Raw genomic sequence first — 22255 nt, 5'->3', positions numbered from 1 at the left:
AAGAAAGATGATTTTTATGTACATAATAGAAAACATTAAAAAAATATATCAAAAAAAAGCTGTATTAGATATAAAACACTTGACAGTAGATGATTATGAACATTTAGGGATAATGGGTGTTAATGGTAGTGGTAAATCAACCTTAGGTGAAATTATTTTAGGTACTAAAAAACCTACAGAAGGAACCTTGAAAATCGATAATAAAGAGCTTAGAAAAAATGCTGTTTTTCAAGAAACATCATTTGATAATGAGATCAATTTAAAACAAATTGCAAATTTTTATAATGAATTATTTAAAGCTAGTGCAAATATAGATGAATTATTCCAAATTTTTGAGTTAAATGACTTTAAAAAGGCAAAATATGCAAAGCTTTCTGGTGGTCAGAAGCAAAAGTTCAAGCTGCTAATATCTTTTATTAACAAACCTAATTTATTGTTGTTAGACGAACTAACAACATCCCTCGATTATCAATGAAGAAAAAAAATTATAAATTTAATAAAAGAATATCTTAACAAAAACAAAGTTACATTAATCCTTGTTTCGCATGATGTTAGTGAAGTTGCTAGTCTTTGCAAAAGGGTAGTTTATTTAGAAAAGGGCAACATAGTTAAAGATATTGCTTTAGGTTCGGATTATAAAAATAACTTAGAAATATTAGAAAAGGAAAATGATTATGAAACCGTTGATAAAACTCCAAATCTATAAGTTTTTTAAGAATCCATTCAATATTATTTTTTCTGTTATTTTTCCAGTTGTATGAAATGTAACAATAGCACTTTTGTGAGGAAAATATTCTATTAAGTTTCACGGTAGTGATATCAATATGATGAATTTTATTATGCCTTCAATAGTTATTTTTCTGATTTTATCTTTTACGATAGCTAATGTACCTATTATTTTAGGTTCTGATAGATTAGATAAGAGAATCAAACATATATCATTAGCTGAAGGGTCAAGAAAGAAGTATCTATTATCTTTAATTATATTTTATTACTGTTCATATCTTATTATTTTCACTATAAATTTAGCAATTAGCCTAATCTTTTTTAATCTTGAAATCTCGGCCAGAATGATCTTAACTTTAATATTTTTGCCACTATTTATTTTCTATATACATTTCATGTTGTCTATTATCATTGCAAATAATACAACGACTCTAAAAAATAATACATTTGTAACCATTATTGCATTATATGCCCTAATGTTTCTTACAGGAGCAACAGTGCCAACTTACGTTTTAGATCCAAAGGATATTTGATTCAAGTATGTGCAATATCTTTCTCCCACTGGGTGTTCAGTAGTTTTAATGCAATATCTTTGCAATGGTTTAAATACTGGGGAAGTTTGATGATTATATTTAATATTGATAGGCTATACTGGTTTGTTAAGTTATCTAGCGGTTAAAACTTTTAAATGAGAGTAATATTTTATGAAACAAACAAGTATTATGGTATTTATTAAATAGAAAAAACACCTTTAAAGGTGTTTTTTCAGTCACTCAATTAAAAGCTAATAGTTATTTCAAACATATTTGTTTAATAATGTTTAATTTTCAAGTGTTTTTGGAGAAGGGTTAGTGTCGTTACTTTTTTTTGCTTCAATTTTATTTTGTATATAATATTTTAAAGCCCCAATAGGTAGAATCAAAATAACTAATATAATCATAACAATCGGTTTTCAAAGTTCCTTAGTTGATATTCCACTTATCATAATCATGACTGAACCAACCAAAGTTAATATGCAAGTAATGTATGAAAATATTACAAACAACCAAAACAATCAATTTTTATATACTTTCTTATAATCTTTGTCTTTCAATCTTAAATAAACAACGTTTGTGGTCATTATTATTTTCAAAGCACTAACTGCAAGGGAGAAGTAACCCAATAAATCTCTAATTTCATTGAATATTATGTAAAATGAAGCAGCAATCATCAACAACAACATTGAGTTATACGGTTTTCCTGAGAATTTAGACTCTTTTAAAAAGTGGTGAGATAAGTCTTTTTCTGTTGCCATTTTTTGAACTAAACTAGTTTGATAGACTAAATAGGAATTAAGGCCACCAACAAATAAGATAATAGCAATGGCATTGAATACTATTTTTGCTCAATATGGAGTATATGCAAAAACATTTAAAAATTTATTTTCACCAACTGAACCAATTGATAAGATAGCAACTGCATATATTAGATAGACTAACATAACAACTAGGACACCGACTAAAATAACTTTTGGTGTTGTTTTTTCTGGTTCTTTAGTATCAGAAGTAACATATGTAGGTATTTCTGTACCTGAATACGAGAACATAGTCATAGTAATTGCAGGTATCATAAAAGCACCACCGATATAAGCTTCTGTTAAATTTTTTTTCATAGCGTTTGAACTTAGTAAGTCATCTTTTGTACCATAAATTAATGCCAATATTAATATAAATAAAATTGGAAAGGTTTTTAAAACCATAAAGACAATTTGACTTTTAGTACTCATATTTTTAACAAATATTTGTGTACCACCAATAAAAAATAATATCAATATTGACGTAAATTTTCACAGATACTCGTTTTGATAATTTGTAAACTCTTGTAAAATGTTTGTTATCGCTAGACTTGCAGTAGCAATTGCTACTGCAGAAACAAACAGTGTTAGTACTCATCCAAACCAAAAGGCAACAATCTTTCAGTTTGCTCTCCTTAGTCAACTATAAGCGGTACCATTTTCTTTAAATGATATTGCTGGTTCGATCATTATGAAAGTTTCAGGAAGAATTATTATTCCACCAATAATTCAAGCAAAAATCATCAATAAAGGATTGTTTTGACTTAAAGAATAAACATTACCATAAGTAAGTATTATACTTGTACCAATGGTTGCAGTTAATGTCATAGCTAGTACTGTTCAAAAACCCATTTTTTTATTTTTCATTTATTAATTTCTCACTTTCTTTTGCAAATTCTAGTGTTTTAGTTATATATCCATTGTAATAATCACTAATCATATAAACGTGTTCTGAGCCTTCTGGTGTCCATATTTTACTAATTGGGGGATTAGGTTCGCTCTTAACCTTTTTTTCATACATATCTCAACTCATTTCATATGCAATGAAAGTATCTCCTTTTCCATGTACGAAAAATATAGGAATGTTCTTGTTTAAATTCATATACTTCAATAAGTTGTATTTATTTTGATTAGTCTTTGTCAATTTACTTAATTTCTTTGTATAACCAAAACTAACTACTCACCAAGGCTTTTTAAATAAGTTATTTTGTATGTAGTATCGATATTGCAATTTGATACTACTAAATCCACAATCAGAAACAACTCAACTTATTAGGTCTTTATAATTACCTTTTTGCGAGTATAGAACAGATGTCGAAGCTCCCATGCTATTTCCTATTAAACCAATGGATGTAACTTTATGCGTTTTTTTAAGATCTTCAATTATTGCATCCATCATTTCAATTGAAGAGTAACCGATATCTGTGTTTTCACCATAACTTTTTCCATGAGCAAATGAGTCGAATGTTAGTATATTATATCCTTTTTCATAAAAGTGTCTAACTAATCTTAATCCTAAGTATTTATCTTCAGTTCAGCCATGCAAACCAAAAACTCATTTGCTAGAATTATTTGCTATTGCTTTTAAACAACTTATATTACCTTTATCGGTTTGAATTTGATATTCTTCGAGTTCATCTTTTTCAAATGATTTAAATTTTAAGTTCATTTTTTCTAAGTCTCAATAGTGGTATTCTAATGTATTCGTTTCTGTGGGTATTTTTTTATAATATTCATTATTACCTTGATATCTACCAAATCTCGGGTAAGTAAAACAAAAGTCTCTGAAGTTATTGAACCTTCTCTTGGAAATGATAGCGACTATAGGAAATAACATAATTGTCGAAAATACTCTACTGAAATTGTACTTATATTTTTTAGTTGTTTTTGTCATATAAACCTACTTTAAGTGTTTTTCACAATAACATTTTAAAGTTAAAAAAATGAATTATTTTTTCAGAGTAAAAAATATTATTTATTAGGTTAATAAAGGCGACAGTTATGAGTATTTGTAAAATAATATATTCTTTTGAAAATTTTTTATTTATCTTTCATTTTAAGTTACTTAATTTATAAATGTTGTATTATTTATAAGAGGTAAAAAATATGAAGAAAATATTAAACTTATTATCATCAATAACGCTAGTGGGATCAACACTTGTAACCGTTGTTTCATGTAGTAAAAAGAACATAAAAAACGAAGGTAGTTCAGCAACTAATAATCAAAAAGAAATGATAGAAGGTGCTGAATTTATGACTAGACTTATTATTGGTGGTAGACACGAAAATTTAAACTACAATTTAAATGAAGTCCTTTCAAGCTTTATTACACCATCAAATACTGCGCTTAAGTTACCAACAGCATATACTTATAACGGAAAAGATATAGATTTATCTAAAAAACTAAATAGTTTTAAAAACGTATTGGCTCCTGGATTAAACGCATTCAATAATGATAGTTATTTAGGCGTTTATGCTAGTTACATAATGGGTATGTATGATGATGATTTTTATAAAAATATTATATCTCCTGAAAACAATAAACCTTATTTTGAAGATACCTTTTCTACAAGTGGTAATGTTGGAAATAATAAAAAGGAAAATAATGCTTTTGGGTACTTAGCTGGTTTAAATAAAGACATAAATTTATCTTTTAATCAAGAAAGACGAAATCTAAGCTGAGGTATTCAAGATACTGGTGCATTAACAAACTTCTTGTTAAATAACGGTTTAGATGGTGGTTTTCCTGGTGAGGTGAATAGAACAAAAGGTACAGATACTGACCCAGAGGATAAAGATGGTGGAACAAATGCTAGTGGTTACTTATGATACAATAGTGTAATTAGTAATCCTAACCCTGGTTCTAAAACTAATACAAGAGAGACTAGACCCAATAAATATGACGACATAAACAAAAAATTAAAAAATTCAAATTTAAATATAACAGGGATGTCAGGTCCAAATAGTTTTGGATCTAATATTAAATATAATGATAAGGATTATGAATTTAATAATACTGGTTCTCTTTTTGTTAATAAAGCTGGTGAGTTAAATGTCAATGGAAATATAAATGCCATTGGAAGTATGTTAGATAATATTGTAGAAACAGAATCTGGTGCCTTAATATTAGGGGAACTTTTGAGTTATATCTTACCAATTAAAAGAATAACATCAGGTTATACTGCTCAATTAACTCAAAATAATGGTTTTGGTATGATAAATGATGCATGAAAAGGAATTTATAATTTACTTAAGTCTGACGAGTATTCTGGTGCAAAAACATTTTTAGAAGAACAAGGGTTTAAATTAAAAAATAAAGATTATTTAAATTTGGATGATGCTTTATCATTTGGTCTCAAAGACAATATAGGTTTCGAGCAACTTTATAAAACTCAAAATAATGATAAAGAAGAAGGTAAAAACGGAACTAATGCAAAATATATAATTAAGTTCATTGAAGATATTGAAACTTTTTATAATAATTTAAAGGATAATGACAAAAATAAGTTTGCTGAAAAAATTATCCTAAACTCAGATTCCCCTTTTTATAATGCTTATAAATCTAAGTTATCTATAATAGATAAAGACGGATCGTTGTGAGAATCAGTTATTAAAAAAGATGGATCAGGTGGTATAAAACTTTTGAACATCATAAAAAGAGTATTTCAAGATGCAACTAACGATAAAATAAAAGAACAAGTTGAAAATGCAAAAGATTTTATGGAAGATATTGGAAATAGTAATTATAGTACTTATTCATTGGCGAATAAAAAAGAATATCTAAAAAGGTTAGGTTATGTTGATGGTAAATATGAGAAAGGAAGTTTCTTACAAAGATGTTTTGAAGGTTTAAAAGATTCTTCAATACCAGGATCTATTGAAATCGCTGGGTTATTATCTGGATTCAAAAACATTGCATCTAATGAAATGAAAGAATTACATGAAAACGTCATTCAATATTTATATGAAGATAAATATTGAAAACAAGATGATATTGTTTTGTCTACCACAAGCAGTACAAGTATTGGTGGCAAAATGGAGTTTGAATTAACATACACTGGTAACGGGGATAAAACTTCCAATGCGTCAACACAAACAAAAGAAGTAAATGTTCCAGAAAACTTTAATCCATATCAAACTAACATCAAACATCAACAAGGTGTCGCTAATTCTTTGAAAAGCAAAATAGATGAATCAAGAATTTCAGGTGAAGTTTTAGTAAATAATAAAAGTTTCGGTTGAAATTGAGATGACGATAAGTTTATAGCATATGACGGGTTAGGTAATTATAATAACTACAAACCTGTGAATAATAAATATAAAGTCGTTTGAGAAAATATTAGTCAAGACCCTCAAGCACCTTATTGAGTAGTTACTTCTATCAAATGTTTTAATGAAAATGGAAAACAATTTTACAATATTTACTAAAAAAATCTTTACTTTTTTAAGTAAAGATTTTTTTAGTATTTGATACTTAATAATACTAAAAAAACTTTTAGTTTTGAAGTATTTTGAATAAGTTTAGACAAAAAAACATTGTAATTAGTCATACAATGTTTTTTAAAAATAAATATTAAATTAATATTTTATTGTGCTTTTGCGTTTTTTAGAGTGTATGTTACGACAACTTGTCCGGTGTAGTTTGATGAATCCTTAGCTTTTATAGTTGCTTTAGCAACCTCTGCATCTCCAACAAGTTCAACATCATCCTTAGTTAAAGTAGAACTTGCGTTTACAACTTTGATTGCTGCCACTAATTGTTCAATAGTTGGAACTTTTGTTTGGTTATTCAAATCGATTTCTCCCAAAGCCTTTACTGTTACAACACTATCTAAAGATTTTTTTGCATCTGCTTTTTTAACTGTGTATGTTACTTCAACAGAACCAGTATATTTTGATGAATCAGTTTTAGCTTTTATTTTTGCTGTTGTAGCTGTTGCTGCTCCATCTAAGTCAACATCATTTGTAGTTAAATCAGAGCTTGCGTTTTTAGCTTTGATTGCTTTTATTAATTGATCAAGAGTTGGAACTTCTGCATCACTTGCAATATTAATTTCTCCCAAAACTTTTGTTTTTACAATACTTTCTAAAGTTGCTTTTGCGGCTGCTTTTTTAACAGTGTATGTTACTTCAACAGTTCCAGTATATTTTGATGAATCAGCTTTAGCTTTTATTTTTGCTTTTGTAGCTGTTGCTGCTCCATCTAATTCAACATCATTTTTAGTTAAAGTAGAACTTGCGTTTTTAGCTTTAATTGCTACTAGTAATTGATCAAGAGTTGGAGCTTCTGCATCACTTGCGATTTCTATTTCTCCTAATGCTTTTACTTTTACAATACTTTCTAAAGTTGCTTTAGCTTCATCTTTTGATTTATTACCACATGAAACTACAGCAGATCCTGTTGAGGCTACCATTCCCATTGCCCCTAATAATCCTAATAATTTTTTCATAAATTTGTTTTTCCTTTCAAATATTAACCACTTATGTAGTTAATATTTATAACATTATATATCAAACATTTTTCTATCCACTTAAATGTTTGAAACTGAAAAAAAATTTCATTATTAAGTTGTAATGTATTGATTTTTTTGATATTTCCTCTACGATTAAGTTTGTATAGAAAAGGGGAACATCTATGAAACTTAATAATACGAATGCTTTAAGATGTTATCTTTTCTTTTATTTTTGCTTGTCATGAACAAAATTTGTATTACGTCATCTTAAATTATCAGTTATGACGATAATCAGTGGTTATTCTATAATAACTAGATTTTTCTTTTTAAGTAAATTTAACTTTGTTAGTATTAAAAACAAACTTATTTATTCTTTAAATATTTTACATTTTTCTATTTTATTTATATTTGCCATTTATATTTATGTCACTAATTTTAATATGTTTGATTATGACACCATTTTTGATTTAGGATATACACTAAAGCTATTGTTTTTCCATGGTAATTTTGTAAAACTAATTATCATGACGCTTTTATATTTGGTGGCATTTTTCTTCTTTTGTTTGCTTTGATTTAACATACTTATAACATATGTATTGTTCATAGATTTTTTGATCATTAAATTAAAAAAATACATTGTTAAAAATATCAATCATTCTTCAATAATAAATATAAAATCTAAGTTTATATTGGTCAACTTAAATTTTAGTTTCATACTAAAATTATTTAATAACATTACTAAGAATTTATTAAATATTCGAAAAAATAGTGTAGTACTCAAAGTCAATACTATTAAAACTAAAATTACTATTGATTTAAAAAACGGTAATACTCCCCCAAATTTAATCCTTATCTAAACAAAAATGAATAGGAAAAGGGAGAGATTTTATGAAAAAATTACTGAATTTTTTGTTGGCTGGAAGCTTATTGACAACTTCTTTATCATCAGTTATTTCTTGTAACAAACCAAAAGTAACATCTAAAAAACAAAAGGAAACAAATAACCAAAAAGATATGCTAGAGGGGGCAGATTTCATTTCAAGATTGGTAGTTGCCTCAAGACATGAGAATTTAAACTACAATTTAAATGAAATTTTATCAATGTATTTAACACCCAATAACTCTGTTTTGAAAGTTCCAACAAGTTATGTATATAACAATCAAGAAATCAATGTAACCGAAAAAATTAGTAAATTCAAAAGACTTTTAGAGCCAAATTTAGACTTATTTGATGACAATCATTTTACAGGGATGTACGCAAGTTACGTTATGGGTATGTATGATAATGAGTTTTATTCAAATTTTATAACTGAAGGTAGTGATAAAGCAGTTTATTTTAATGATACATTTTCTAAAGAAGGTAACACTGGTAACAATAAACGAAAAAATAACGCAACTGGTTATGCTGCGGGTTTAAATAGAGATATCAACTTAGCAAAGGAAAAAGAAAGAAGATCATTAAGTTGAGGTATACAAGATACTGGAGCATTAACTAATTTTTTACTTGTTAATGGATTAGATGGTGGTTTTCCAGGTGATGCAAATAGTACTGCTTCACCAATGAATCCAGCAAGTGATAGATTAGGTGGTACCAATGGTGGGGGTTATGCTTGATATAACAGTTTGATAAGTTCAACAAAAGGTAACAAAAACGCAAATGGTATACAACAATTAGATGTCAATAAAAAGTTAAAAAACAAAAATATTGAACTAATAAAAAATGAGAACAAAGAGAGCTTTGGAACAATATTACAAGAAAATGGTGTCGGAGTAGAATTTAATAATACAGGTTCTTTACTTGTTAACACTGCTGGTGCATTAAACTTTGATGCTCATATTAATAACATTGGTAGCTTTTTAGATAATATTTTTGAAACAGAATCTGGAGCAATGATATTAGGTGAATTGATGAGTTATTTATTACCAGTAGTTCCAATGTCTAGCAAAAACGGTTTTGACGCGCAAGCAATATCTCAAGTTGAAGGTTTTAAATTGGTGACATCAACTTGAAGTGCGTTAAAAAATATAATAGACAATGAAAATGTCAAAAAATATTTACATGGAGTTGGACTAGATATTGCAAAAAAAGCTTACTCTAATTTAGATAAAGCACCAAACCCAGGATCATCAATAGCAGGGAATGAAGATCAAATTGGATTTGATAAGTTATATGGGTTAATGCCAAACGACAAAGAAAATAATGGAACTAATGCCAAGTACATTTTAAATATGATTGATGATATAGAAAAAGTTTATTCAAATTTAAAAGACTCTAAAAAACAAGAAGAGTTCGCAAGAATGATGTTCATGGATGACTCACCATTTAAAAAAGCATTTGAAGAACAATTAAAAAGTATCGACGCAGATGGAAGTTTATGAGAAAATACCATCCAAAAAAATGGTATTGGTGGAATCAATATTATGTCGCTTATGAAAAGACCATTCGAAGATGCAATTAATGAAGATATTAAAGAGGAAATGAATAAAGTTGCTGATTATATGAGAGAACTTCAAAAAAAGAAATTCACTAGTTTGAATTTAAAAGAGAAAAAAGTTTATTTAGAAATGCTTGGTTATAAAAATGGAAAATTCGCTAAAGATAGTTTTCTAGGAAGAGCTTTTGAAGGTTTAAAAGATAAAAATATTAGGGGAACTAAGGAACTGGAATATATTTTTAAAGGCTTTAAAAATAAATTATCAAATAAAATGAAAGAACCACATGATAAAGTATTTAAATACTTAGTTGATGATGAATTTTGAGATAAAAATGTAACTTATGTTTCTTCAACAAGTAATACAAGTATTGGAGCAAAGATGGAGTTTGATTTAACATATAAAGGAAAGGGCGATACTACTTCAAATGCTTCAAAACAAACAAAAGAAGTAAATGTTCCAGAAAACTTTAATCCTTATCAAACAATAAAAGATAATCAAAAAGATGTTATTGAAAAGTTAGGAAGTAGAATAGACACTTCTAGAATTTCTGGGGAAGTATTAGGCGTTAACAGTGGTGTTATTAGTAAAGATGATCTCAAAGCTTATGATGGTTTAGGAAACTATAATACATATGAGTCAGTTGAAAATAAATATAAAATAGTTTGGGAAAATATCAGTATAGACCCATCTTCACCACATTGAGTTATTACCTCATTTAGATCTTTTAATAATGAAGGTAACGAATTCTTTAATATTTATTAAAATGTTGTAAAAAATAACATTAACCGCCGAGAGTGGCGGTTTTTTTCATTTTTTCCACTTTTAGTAGATTTTTTTCCAAATTAGTATAAAATTTTTCTAAGTTTGGATAAAGATTTATTTTAAATTTAGTTCAGACAGTTTGAAAGGAGTTATAAAATGGATTTAAATAATATTGATAAAGAAGAACTTTTAAAAGTTGAAAAACCACTTTATTTATTTGAACTTGGTTATGTTGAAGCGTTAAAAGCTGTTGGCGATACAATAAAATTTTCAAATATGAAACATTTTATATTAGGAATATTAGCTGGAATTTGAATTGGGGTTGCTTTTACTGCTGCATTTTACGCATCATATGCACTATCAGCACCATCTGCACAAAAAATACTATTGGGGGTAGTTTTTGCAACCGTCCTTTCTCCAATCTTTTTTGTTGGTGGTCAGTTTTTAACATCTTATTTTTTTATTACTTTTAGTGTCATAAAAGGGTCGGATAAAGTGATGACCCTATTAAGAGCTTTTGGCTTTATTTATCTAGGAAATATCATAGGTCAACTATTTTTTGCTGTTCTATGACAATTTAGTAGTTTTGGACAAGATTTAGAAATGAATACTTATTTATATAATGTTGGTGTCTCTAGATTATTTGATATTGGTAAATCAGCATTAGCATTATCAGAATTTAATACAGGAAACATTTCTGTTAAGGATTATGCTATTACTATTCTTAAATGTCTTTTTTCTGCTATGATGTGTGGATTTTGCGTTACTGCTGCATTACCTGCATCTAAGTCTGTAAAAGGTACAAACGACCTTTTGGCAACTATATTTTTAATGTCAGTTATGATTTTCTTATTTGCAATTTCTGGTTATCAACACTGTGTTGCTAATTGATATTTATATATATTAATTTTGTTTCAAGCAATCTGTCAAAACGATATTTTAATGCATGGTATTCATCAACACTCATCCATTATGGTATTTATTTACTTAGTAATATTCAATTTACTGCCAACATTGCTTGGAAACTTTATTTCTGCAATTTTACTAGGTTGATTACTACATTTAATTAATAAAAGAATGAGCAATAGATATATAGCTTATAATGGTGCAATCAATGATGTTTCAAGATCTCTAAAACTTCAAAAAAAAGTAGAGGAAGAATATTTAAACTCTAAAAAAAAACAAGTAACTTTGAGATATAAAACTACTATTAAGTAGTTTTATTTTGCCAAGTTTTTAAGAGGTTATTGGTTAGTTATCCTTAGTTTTTTATACAACAAATATGAAACTTAAAAAAATTTTTTCATATTTTAGTTATAAAATATATACATAATGTATTTAAATTCATAAAAGGAAGGTAGTATAAACAATGGTTTTCATAAGAGGCAATAAAAAATCATTTTTAGAGTCAAAAATTAGTTTGTCATTAGTCATTTTATGTTCAATTTTTGCTATACTTCCTTGCTTAGATATTCTTTTCAAAAATGAGTTTGGAGTAAAAGCTTATTTTACTGCTAAGTCAACAATAAGTTTTGTAATCTCTTTGATTTTTATAAAGATCTTTGTATTTCAATTCAAAAATTTTGTAAAAAGTTATAATGAAGAAAAGAAAAAAATTACTTCTTACTTTTACTTCTTTAAGAATAAAATGTTTCATAATATTATAAAAACAGGTTTAATTTTAACAATATTTATCTTATTAACTTTTTACTATATTAACTTCTTACAAAAAAGTGAATTTACTGAGAATTTTTCAAGAAATAACGGTTTGATTTACAAACAAGGTGATTATTGAGCTTTAAATTCTGTCACAGATATAATGAATATTTTTAATAATTATTATGTTAAAAACATAATTTATCTATTGGTGTCTTCATCATCATTGTTTTTTGTTATTCTTGGAACAGGTATTATCATATCTTATACTTGCTTCAAAGTCTCAGAAGTAAGAATGCAAAGAAAAATTATTAAAAGTATTGAAAAAGTATATAGAATGTCAAAAATATCTAATAAAAAAGAAAAAGAGTCTAAATTAGAGTTTAAGAAATTCCTACTTGAAAAACAAGCTGAAAATAGAATTGTTTTTATAGAAACTTATTTATATACTTTATATAAAGTTATTTTTAGTGAGGTTAAAATACTTCGAGATACTAAAAAGGCTACAACCCCACCATTAGAAAGATACATTTAATATTTACAAGTGTGATTTCTAATTGCTAATGAATTTTTTAATAAAATAATATATTAATAATAATAGTCGGGATAAATCGCCAGAATTTTTATAATTCAAGGCGATTTTTTTGTAACATGGAAAGTAATTAATGAACTTTTTATATAGTTGTGAATTGATAATTTTAATTACATTTAAAAGTTTCTAGAAATATTAAGGTTTGAATAAAATAAATATACTTTTTTAAAATTTATTCAAAAAAGAAAACAAATGTTTTTTAACAGTTGATTTAAATAAAAATTTTAAATTAAATAGGGCGGATAAAAAGAATGATTGAAATTGCAAATATCCAAAAAAATATCGAAATAAGGTTGCCTTAAATATGTATCATTAAACATTTCTAAAGGTTAAAATGTAGTGATAATTGTTGCAAACGGTAGTGGTAAGTAACACTTGTAGAAATTATTTGCGGAGTCCAAAAACCTTCAAGTGTAGTGTAAAAAATATCTAAAAATATAGACGACATCATCAGTTTATAGTTTCAGGAAGGTAACTGGCCGACAAAATCAAGACCTTTATATTTAATAAAGCTTTCAAAGGGTAAAAATGAGCAAGAGGATAAGTATGTTGCAGACATTTTAAAATCTTTGAAATTGAAGAGATCTATAAACGCAATATTATTAAACCTTTACTAGGCAAAGACAAAGGTTTAAATGCTAATTACCGTAATAATGTTTCCAATATGATTAAAGCCGATCCAAGAATTGACACAAGGAATGAAAAAGTTGATGATAATAATCCAATTTATAAAGTTTATGATTATAAAGAAAATAACGGATTAATTTCTAATAGTTTCGGGATTGGTAACATTATTCGAGAATTTAAAACAATCAATGATCAAAACTTAGCAGATAAAGGTGGTATAAAATCAAACTTTTCACTTGGTGATGGTATAACTTTCTTAAATAGAAACAAAGAAGGTAAGTTATTAACAAAAACTAACAATTATCCATGAACAAATAGAAGATTCACATATTTAAACCCTAAATACAATTTTGATATGAAACAAAATAATCAAAATAATTTATCTTCACTACCTATTACCGGTGGTTTGAATGGTTTTTATGATTACTATGATGTTTATCAAAAAGGTAACTCACTCGCTTTTGGAGGACAATTAAAACTAGATGGTTCAATTACTGAAGGGACTTGAAAAGCAAATTCTACTTATGATTGGAATATAATGGGTAGCAACCTTTCAAAATATTCTTATGACATCAGTTTTATAGTGAAAGCAAGTCATGATAACAAAGTCTTAAATGATGTAATTAAAAATATAAATGTACTTACTACTTTTACTAATGATGGGAAAAGAGAGATAATTGAATCTCATAAACCAGTTATTGAAAATCTAGAAGATGGTTGATCAAGAATTACAATTAAAAATATTGCAACATCAAAAGAAAAAACTCTAGCAAAAATTGGACTTAAAATTAATGTAAATGATAATACACAATTTAAGTTTAATGTTGGTGAGTTTAATATCAGCAAAACTACTAATCCTTATAAAGGTGCTAAAGTTAAAAAGTTAAGTTCAGAAGCTATCATAACAAGAGGAAATGGAAAAACAAATGTTCGATTAGAATGAGAGACAGACAATAATAATTATGATTATTTCGAAGTCTATTATAATCTAGACAATAAATGATATCGTGTTGGTGAGTCAAAAATTAAGGCAGCATATATACCAAATCTGCCATTTAATGAAAATATGCTTAAAATTGGATTAAGACCCGTTACACAGGATGGAGAAAATAATACATTAAGCATTTTCAAAATAAAATCATAAAATTTAATACTCGAAATGATCGATAACTAAAATTATCAAAATAAGAAAATTCTCTAAGTAATTATTGTGTTTAAAAACATAAATCCTACAAGGAGAATTTTTTTTTATGAAAATTTGTGTGTTGAGAAATACGTCATATTATTATTTGATACCAAATATGAAGTTGTGATTAATCATTATATAATTAACCTTTAAATACAAAAAAATTAATCAACATAATAGAAAGGGAAAATCAACATAAAATAATAAGAGTTATTAATTTGTGATTTAAATAAAAGATTAAATTTACTAGAAGTGAGAAATGTAGTAAAAAAAATTTAAATGAATCAATATGAGTTAAGTGTTTAATGATAAAGTATCATACAACTATGAATATATATAAGAAAAGTAATTGATATATGAATTTCAGGAATAAATATAGCTTTTAACAAAAGAAAATTACTTTGAGTGCAATAAAGCTGGCAATTAATATAAAAGCTTTAGGATTATATCGACATTTAGAATTAAAAAATTGAGTGAAAACTCAAATAAAAAAAATAACGGACGGCTAGTATTTTGAATATAAAATCAAACAAAATACTAAATTAATTAGTGTTAAGTTACAAAACTACAAATACATTTTAAAAATTTTTTTTTAGTTTTATTTATCCATGATAAAAATCTTTTTAATCATGGATAATGTTTTTTTCTGTAATAAAGAATAAAAAATTTATAAAAAGTTCTTGAAAACTTTTATTTCTATAATTGAGGGATTTGAAAGTCTGATCTTGATTTTATAATGTAATTCATTATACCCTTATATTTGTGAATAAGTAGGCTGAGAAAATACCAATATTATTGTCTATAATTTTAATGATATAAATAATGTATGTGTGAAACATCCTTTTATAATTAAATGAGCAACTAACTCAAAACAAAATTGTTTTCTAATTTTAAGAGTTGTTGAATATTATGATTTATTTAAGATAATGTAAAAACATAATAAACTACTATATTTGGGATATTTTAAACTCATTATAACAATAAAACCCATAAATTAATAATTTTTTACGAGATGTATCTTTCAATTTACTTTCAATTTAACATCAACTGTAAAAAAACCTTCTTCTTATAGAAAATATCATAAATGATTATGTAATACTAAATATTTTTACATATCAAAGCTACAAAAGAAGTATTAGAAATAAAATGAAGGAATTTTGTTATAATAAAAACAGTGTAAAAAGGAGATATGTATGGATAATAAACTTATTAAAAATAATATTTTTTCAAGTACAAAAAATTTAAATATGCCTTTTGGTGTCGAAATTTTTAAAGAAAAATCTTTAAAATTTGATAATAAATATAAAATTGATGGATTGAAGTTATTAGATAAATTAAAAAATAATAGTATTCCGGTAGTGTTTTTTGATCCTCAATATAGAGGAGTACTAGATAAAATGGGATATGGTAATGAAGGAAAAAGACAAATTGGAAGAAGCCAATTACATCAAATGTCTGAAGAAACTATTATTGATTTTTTGATTGAAATTGATAGAGTTATGATGCCAAAAGGTCACTTATTTTTATGAATTGATAAATTTCATTTATGCGAAGGAATTAGTTCATGACTAAAAAAAGTAGATTTAGCATTGTTGATATGATAGTCTGAGATAAAGAAAAAATGGGAATGGGTTATAGAACTAGAAAGCAAAGTGAGTATTTGTTAATTTTGCTAAAACCTCCTTTAAGAGCAAAAGATGTTTGAAAAGCAAGAAACATTAGAGACGTATGATCCGAAAAAATTTCAAATAAAAAACATCCCCATCAAAAACCATTAGAATTACAAAAAACATTAATAGAAGCTGTTTCAAATCCAGGAGATATCATTTTAGATCCAGCAGCGGGAAGTTTTTCTGTTATGGAATCTGCAAATTCAGTAGACAGATTATTTTTAGGAACAGATTTAAAAATAAAAGAAGAGTAAGTATGAGTTTAATAAGAGATAGAAAAGAAAATGCAACTGGATCATATGAAAGAGTTTTAGGAATTAAAGAATTAGGTTCTTTAATTTCAAAGGTTCATGCAATAGTTATTAGTAATGGAACTGAATTGGAAAAGTATATTTTGGAGAATACAACAGCAAGAGTTATTGATAATGTTGAAGAGTTTAAGAAATTGTTAAATCACAATTTAAATGACAATAACAATGTTTTTTTGATAAAGAAAAAAATAGTTAAAAAATCTAAAGTATCAAAAAACAATAAGGAACCAGACTTTATAATTATTAAGAAATTTGAAAAGGAACTTGATATCATTGAATTAAAAGAAGGATGAGTATTTGATACTAAAAAGGCAAGAGGAGAATTCAATGATTTAAAACTCTTTGAACAAGAAATAGCAACTCAAATTAGTTATAAAACCAAAACTTTTATTTGTAGTTTTCATCAAAATAATAAAAGTAAAATAAAAGAAGGCTTTAAAAATGAAGTGCCAATTGAAAATATAATGAATGGTATCTAATTTTGTGACCTCTTAGGTATAAATTACGAGAACATCAATAAAAACAGGAATTATGAACAAGAAGAAAATTTGAATTACTTTATTTCAGAATTAATTAAAATACCTGAAGTTAAAGAAAAATTAAAAAAAATATTAAATGAAGAATACTAAAACACCATTTAATCACTATTTACTAGTGATTTTTTCATTTCATCCAATTAAGTTTTTAATACTTATTTCTTAGAAAGTTCTTAATTGTTAGGGAATCAATGATAAGTCTGCTGAGTAAGAAAGTAAGTTTATAATATAAAGAAGATATATGGATAAAAAACAAGAATACTAAAAAAACAATGAATTTAGCAAGTATCCAAGTTATAAAATGAGGAATATTAGAAATAATTTATTTTTATTAAAAATTAAAATTTAGTATAAAATAATTAAAAAGAGGTGTCTCAATGGCGAATAGATGTGAAATTTATACACCAATTAAGGTTGTTAAAAATATGCTTAACTTAGTTGATTATAAAGGCTCTAAAATACTTGATAAACATATAATTGATAATTCTTTTGGTAAAGGAGCTTTTTTGTTAGAAATAGTCGATTTATACATTCGTGAATATTTCAAAGTTGATAGCGATATTAATCGATTATCTAGAAATTTAGAAAATTTTATACATGGCATTGAAATAAATAAGAAATCAGTTATTTATACAAAAGCGCAATTGAATTTATTATTAAAAAAATATAATATAACAAATCGGATTAATTGAGATATTGCTTGTGGCGATGCATTGAAAGTTAATAAATATGATACAAAGATGGATTATGTTATTGGTAATCCGCCATATGTTAATATCCATAATTTAGTAGATGTAGATTATAGAAAGTTCATTTTCACACAAAACGGTATGATTGATTTGTATTTAATATTTTTTGAATTAGGAATTAAAATGTTAAATAAAACTGGAAAATTAATTTATATAACACCTAACTCTTTTTTAACTTCTAAGGCAGGAGAAATATTTAGAAAAAAAATAATTAATGATAAATTATTAGTCAAATATATTGATAATAAGCATAATTTAATATTCAAGAACATACAAACATATACAGGTATAACATTATTAGATAGAGAAAATAAAGAGGATATATGTAGATATGAGAATAAAGATAATAAAGTTGTAAAAAAACTAAAATATAGCGATTTTTTTATAAATCAAAAATTTTATTTTGATGCATTTAGTAATTCGAATATTTCAAAAATCCTTAATTTTAAGTTAAACTCAGATATTATTATTAGAAACGGATTAGCCACAAATGCTAATAATGTTTTTTTTGGATATAAAAAAGATACTATATTCTCAAAAAAAATATTTAAAATTAAAAACTTAAATAACTCAGAATTAACTCTTGGAAAAGGTATTTTTCCTTATGATAATGAATATAAACTTTATAGCATTGATTATATAAAAGATAAAGATACTGATTTATTTAATTATTTAAATTTAAATAAGAACATTCTCATAAAAAGAGCTTTAAAAGAAGGACAAAAATGGTGAGAGTATTCTAGAACACAAGGATTGTTTGCTTTAGAAAATAAAAAACTTGTTATAAGTAATATCATGCGTGCAGAAGATCAAGTCACTTTAAAAGAATTAGAGAAGGATATATTAGTTTATGGCTCAGGTTATTATATTTATTCGAAATCTAATGAGTATAATATCAAATGGATAAAAAAAATGTTTGCAGATTTAAAAATAAAAAGAGATTTTATTGATTACATAACTTTAATCGGTAAAAATAAAGGGTCTTCATATTATTTTTTTAGTACAGAAGATCTAAATAGGTTTATTAGTTATAATATTGAAATATATAAGCAAGAAAAAAAACTAAACAAATTATCTAATAATTTTATTAATTTGTTAGAGTATAATGATTAAAAATAAATATATATAGTAATTTATTTTTTTCTATTAAGAGGATTCAAAAATGATTAGAGATTTTAGTGATTTTAATTTAACAACAATTACATTTGGTGAAATAGTAATTTGAAATACCACAAATCGATTGGAACTAAATCACCCTACCCAAAGGCATTCAGTTTGAAATATTAGTAATGCTACCAAGTTTATAGAATCAATAATTGAAAAGTTTCCATTTGAACCAATATATGTAGTTAAAAATAGAGATAGATATTCAATAATAGATGGTAAACAAAGAATTTCTACTTTATTACTATTTATAGGTGGAATCGAAGAAGAACTTATTTATAAAGATAAATCCAAAAAAAATGATCAATCAATATATAAAAACTTTAAGTTATCATATTATGATTTATCTAATGACTTTATTGAGGATTATAATATTAAAGAAGAAGATAATATAGATTACGAATATTTACAAAAAATAGTTCCTAAATTCAATAATATTATAAGTACATTATTATTTCCATGCTATATATCATTTCAAGAAGATAAAGAGCTTGGAGATGAAAATAATGTATTTGAATTATTTATAAGAATTAATTCAAGTGGTGTTAGTATTGAAAATGGAGAAATAATTCAAGCTAATTTGTTAGAAAAAAATAATTCCAATGAATTTAAGCACGTTATAAAAAATCTAGAAAAATATATTTATTCGAAATATGAGCATTTACCAAGGAAAAGAATTTGACAAATTTTTGCGAAAATAATTTATATTTATGAGAATAAAAATAAATTTTTATCGGGTGAATTTGATTCGATAAATCTAGATGAAAATATTGAGAGATTTATAACTGATTTAGAACCTGAAAAATTAAATGAATGAGTTTTAAAGTTTTCTGAACTTAATGAAAAATTAAATAAATTTCTATCAAATAAAAATAATAATTACAATTTTTTTAATAAAAGTTCAAAAATGGATGCAAAACCTGAAAATATCTATTTGTATTCAATTTTGATTAAAATGCTAGATGATAATATTTCAGAATTTATAATTGACTCAATAAAAAAAGTCGTAGATAGCATTCAAGATAAAAAAAGTATTTTCTATTATGATGAAGTTATAGATAAAGAAAGAAATGAACGCAAATCTAGAAAATTAATTTCAAAATTTGATAGAGAACCTAAAAAAATAAAATTAGGATTATTTATTTCTAATTTAGATTTTCAAAAATTTATAATAAGAGGAGAAATGGATTATGAAGCAATCAGAGATAATATTATACAAAAGTTCATTTAAAAAAGATTTATTAGAAATAAAGTTTAGAAATGATGAAGAGTTATTGTTTCACATATATAGAAACTTTGAATTTTATATAAAAAAAATAATAAGTTATTTGATCAATATGCATATTTCAAAATGTAAATGTGATTTTTTGTTAAGAATTTCAAAAATCATAGAAGAGGATTTAAAAATCAATGTATCAGATTCTATAAAGTATTTTAAATCTTTCAATTACGAAAGATACTTTGAAAAAAGATTTAAAATATCAAAATTGTGAAGCAGATCTGTAATCAAAGATTATATAATTGGTTTAGAAAATGAAGATAAATTTAAATACTTTATAAATGAAAATACTAAAAAGATAAGGAATAATTATGCACATGGTTCTCTTTTGCAAACAAATTTAAATAATTATGTCAATGATAGAACTTATTTATTTAATGTTTCTATTTTATTGGATAAAATAGAAAAAAAAGTTTTATTTCATTAATAAGAAAATTTCTATTGATTTTTTTAAAAATTCACAAAAGGCACATAAAAAATAAATAAGATTATTTTTAAAATTTAGATATGTTTTAAATAAATGTTTCAAGTTTCTACCACTCATCCTAGATTAAAGAAAAGAGTTATTTTAATGGGTTTAAAGGTAGTAAGGTGTATTATTGATTTAGAGGAAAAAAATGAAAGCTATATTAAAAGTTATAAAAAAATATAATTTAAATCAAATTTTAAAAAATTTAGAATTATGTTTTGAAAACTCTCTTTTAGAAACAATAAAATACATCATTAAGAATAGTATTAATACTGTTGAGCCTTACATTTTTCAAATCTTATTGAAAGAAAACTATAAAGCTGATTATGATAAGCTTGTTTTCAATGGAGATAATTTCAACTTCAAAGATTTTTATGGCATATGTAAATATCTGTCTTTAAAAAAAATTTATAAATTCGAAAAATACGAAAGATTGTTTTTGAAATTTAAGGAATTAAGATGTTTAATCAAATGAATAAAAAAAAATAATGAGTTAGATTATATTGAAAACATTTTTTATTTTGATGTTCCTGATTTTATTATTCATTATAAAAATAAAATATTAGGGTTAGAAATAAGTTCTATTTATTATCAAAATACAACAAGTAAGCATAAAGAATATGAAGTTAATTTGTTATTACCAATAAAAAAGCTCAATGATTTTGCACAAAAAAATGGAATAGAATCATTGGAAAGTATGAATAGAAAGAATACCTTTATTTCTATTCATAGTATTTATAAAGAACCTAATTTATTGTCTTTCAAAAATCACATAAATTTTAAAAAAATTGATTCTTATTATAATAATATAAAAAACAAATATGTACAGAAAAATAAAATAGATTTAGAATTATTCTTTTATATTGATGAATATGCTGGAGAAATTCACATAGATGAACTAGAAAGAAAAAAAATTAATGAAGGAATTACATCGATACTAGAGAATTTAGGAAGTGAAAAAAGTTTTAAAATCTGTATTTACTATGAATATTCAGATATGTTGATATATTGCTAAATTAATAGAGTCTTAACGGTTCCAGAACGCTCTTTTTTAGTCTAGATCTCTAATTTAATTAGAAATGAATACAAATTAGTAAATTAGATGAAAAGCGAAAGTTCCTCAATAAAAAATATCTTAAGTTATTGTAAAAAAATAAAAGTGAATATAAGTTTTTTATTTTAAAATGTGTTATTTCAACAAAGTTTTTTTCTATAATAAGCCTTATTGAAAGTTAGATATAAAAGTTGAATATAGTATTCGAATAATTATAGGAGTTTTTGTTGAAAAAAAATCCTGTAAATAAAT

General features: G+C 25.0%; 15 protein-coding genes and 1 pseudogene. 13 read left to right on the top strand and 3 right to left on the bottom strand.

Annotation, left to right across the window (positions count from 1 at the left end; translation table 4 throughout):
• The first annotated feature begins 16 nt into the window (after positions 1–16).
• Both ACI2WZ_RS03145 and ACI2WZ_RS03140 read left to right on the top strand, forming a co-directional pair.
• Entirely contained in the window at positions 17–706 is a 690-nt protein-coding gene (locus ACI2WZ_RS03145) for an ATP-binding cassette domain-containing protein (RefSeq protein ID WP_500244592.1), read from the top strand.
• On the top strand, positions 675–1424 hold the full coding sequence (locus tag ACI2WZ_RS03140) for an ABC transporter permease (RefSeq protein ID WP_500244591.1): 750 nt from the start codon (positions 675–677) through the stop codon (positions 1422–1424). Before ACI2WZ_RS03145 ends, ACI2WZ_RS03140 begins: the two co-directional genes overlap by 32 nt.
• Positions 1425–1546: 122 nt before the next feature.
• Here the strand turns inward: ACI2WZ_RS03140 and ACI2WZ_RS03135 are convergent, their stop codons facing one another.
• Positions 1547–2926: an amino acid permease gene (locus tag ACI2WZ_RS03135; protein ID WP_500244590.1), complete on the bottom strand. Its 1380-nt coding sequence runs from the start codon at positions 2924–2926 to the stop codon at positions 1547–1549.
• Positions 2916–3953, bottom strand: coding sequence for an alpha/beta hydrolase (locus ACI2WZ_RS03130; protein WP_500244589.1), 1038 nt, complete (start codon positions 3951–3953; stop codon positions 2916–2918). Before ACI2WZ_RS03130 ends, ACI2WZ_RS03135 begins: the two co-directional genes overlap by 11 nt.
• A 212-nt stretch (positions 3954–4165) precedes the next feature.
• On the opposite strand from ACI2WZ_RS03130, the gene ACI2WZ_RS03125 reads away from it, so the two are divergent.
• Entirely contained in the window at positions 4166–6487 is a 2322-nt protein-coding gene (locus ACI2WZ_RS03125; protein WP_500244588.1) for a lipoprotein, read from the top strand.
• Between the two features lie 158 nt (positions 6488–6645).
• Here ACI2WZ_RS03125 and ACI2WZ_RS03120 read toward each other — a convergent pair whose 3' ends face one another.
• On the bottom strand, positions 6646–7509 hold the full coding sequence (locus ACI2WZ_RS03120; RefSeq protein ID WP_500244587.1) for a DUF7941 domain-family protein: 864 nt from the start codon (positions 7507–7509) through the stop codon (positions 6646–6648).
• Positions 7510–8400: 891 nt separating this feature from the next.
• On the opposite strand from ACI2WZ_RS03120, the gene ACI2WZ_RS03115 reads away from it, so the two are divergent.
• The 10 genes and pseudogenes from ACI2WZ_RS03115 (at position 8401) to ACI2WZ_RS03070 (ending at position 21964) form a co-directional block, all read left to right on the top strand.
• Positions 8401–10710, top strand: coding sequence for a hypothetical protein (locus ACI2WZ_RS03115; RefSeq protein WP_500244586.1), 2310 nt, complete (start codon positions 8401–8403; stop codon positions 10708–10710).
• Between the two features lie 156 nt (positions 10711–10866).
• Positions 10867–11928, top strand: coding sequence for a formate/nitrite transporter family protein (locus tag ACI2WZ_RS03110; protein WP_500244585.1), 1062 nt, complete (start codon positions 10867–10869; stop codon positions 11926–11928).
• Between the two features lie 151 nt (positions 11929–12079).
• Positions 12080–12901, top strand: a complete 822-nt coding sequence (locus ACI2WZ_RS03105; protein WP_500244584.1) for a hypothetical protein — start codon at positions 12080–12082, stop codon at positions 12899–12901.
• A 721-nt stretch (positions 12902–13622) separates the two neighbouring features.
• Positions 13623–14729, top strand: coding sequence for a hypothetical protein (locus tag ACI2WZ_RS03100; RefSeq protein ID WP_500244583.1), 1107 nt, complete (start codon positions 13623–13625; stop codon positions 14727–14729).
• A gap of 1289 nt (positions 14730–16018) precedes the next feature.
• Positions 16019–16695, top strand: a pseudogene (locus ACI2WZ_RS03095) (DNA-methyltransferase).
• 2 nt (positions 16696–16697) lie between these two features.
• Positions 16698–17231 (top strand): type II restriction endonuclease, encoded by a 534-nt coding sequence (locus tag ACI2WZ_RS03090; RefSeq protein ID WP_500244582.1) that lies wholly within the window; start codon positions 16698–16700, stop codon positions 17229–17231.
• Between the two features lie 434 nt (positions 17232–17665).
• Positions 17666–19150, top strand: a complete 1485-nt coding sequence (locus ACI2WZ_RS03085; protein ID WP_500244581.1) for an HsdM family class I SAM-dependent methyltransferase — start codon at positions 17666–17668, stop codon at positions 19148–19150.
• A 49-nt stretch (positions 19151–19199) separates the two neighbouring features.
• Complete coding sequence (locus ACI2WZ_RS03080) at positions 19200–20432, top strand: GmrSD restriction endonuclease domain-containing protein (RefSeq protein ID WP_500244580.1); 1233 nt, start codon at positions 19200–19202, stop codon at positions 20430–20432.
• Positions 20392–20907 (top strand): hypothetical protein, encoded by a 516-nt coding sequence (locus ACI2WZ_RS03075; RefSeq protein ID WP_500244579.1) that lies wholly within the window; start codon positions 20392–20394, stop codon positions 20905–20907. The genes ACI2WZ_RS03080 and ACI2WZ_RS03075 overlap by 41 nt, the downstream gene beginning before the upstream one ends.
• Positions 20908–21097: 190 nt before the next feature.
• Positions 21098–21964, top strand: a complete 867-nt coding sequence (locus ACI2WZ_RS03070; protein WP_500244578.1) for a hypothetical protein — start codon at positions 21098–21100, stop codon at positions 21962–21964.
• Positions 21965–22255 lie beyond the last annotated feature (291 nt).

The sequence above is a fragment of the Spiroplasma endosymbiont of Megachile willughbiella genome (assembly GCF_964273395.1).
Lineage (GTDB): Bacteria > Bacillota_I > Bacilli_A > Mycoplasmatales > Mycoplasmataceae > Spiroplasma_A > Spiroplasma_A apis.
Note: the sequence above shows the minus strand (reverse complement) of the source record. Positions and strands in the feature narration are given on the sequence as shown.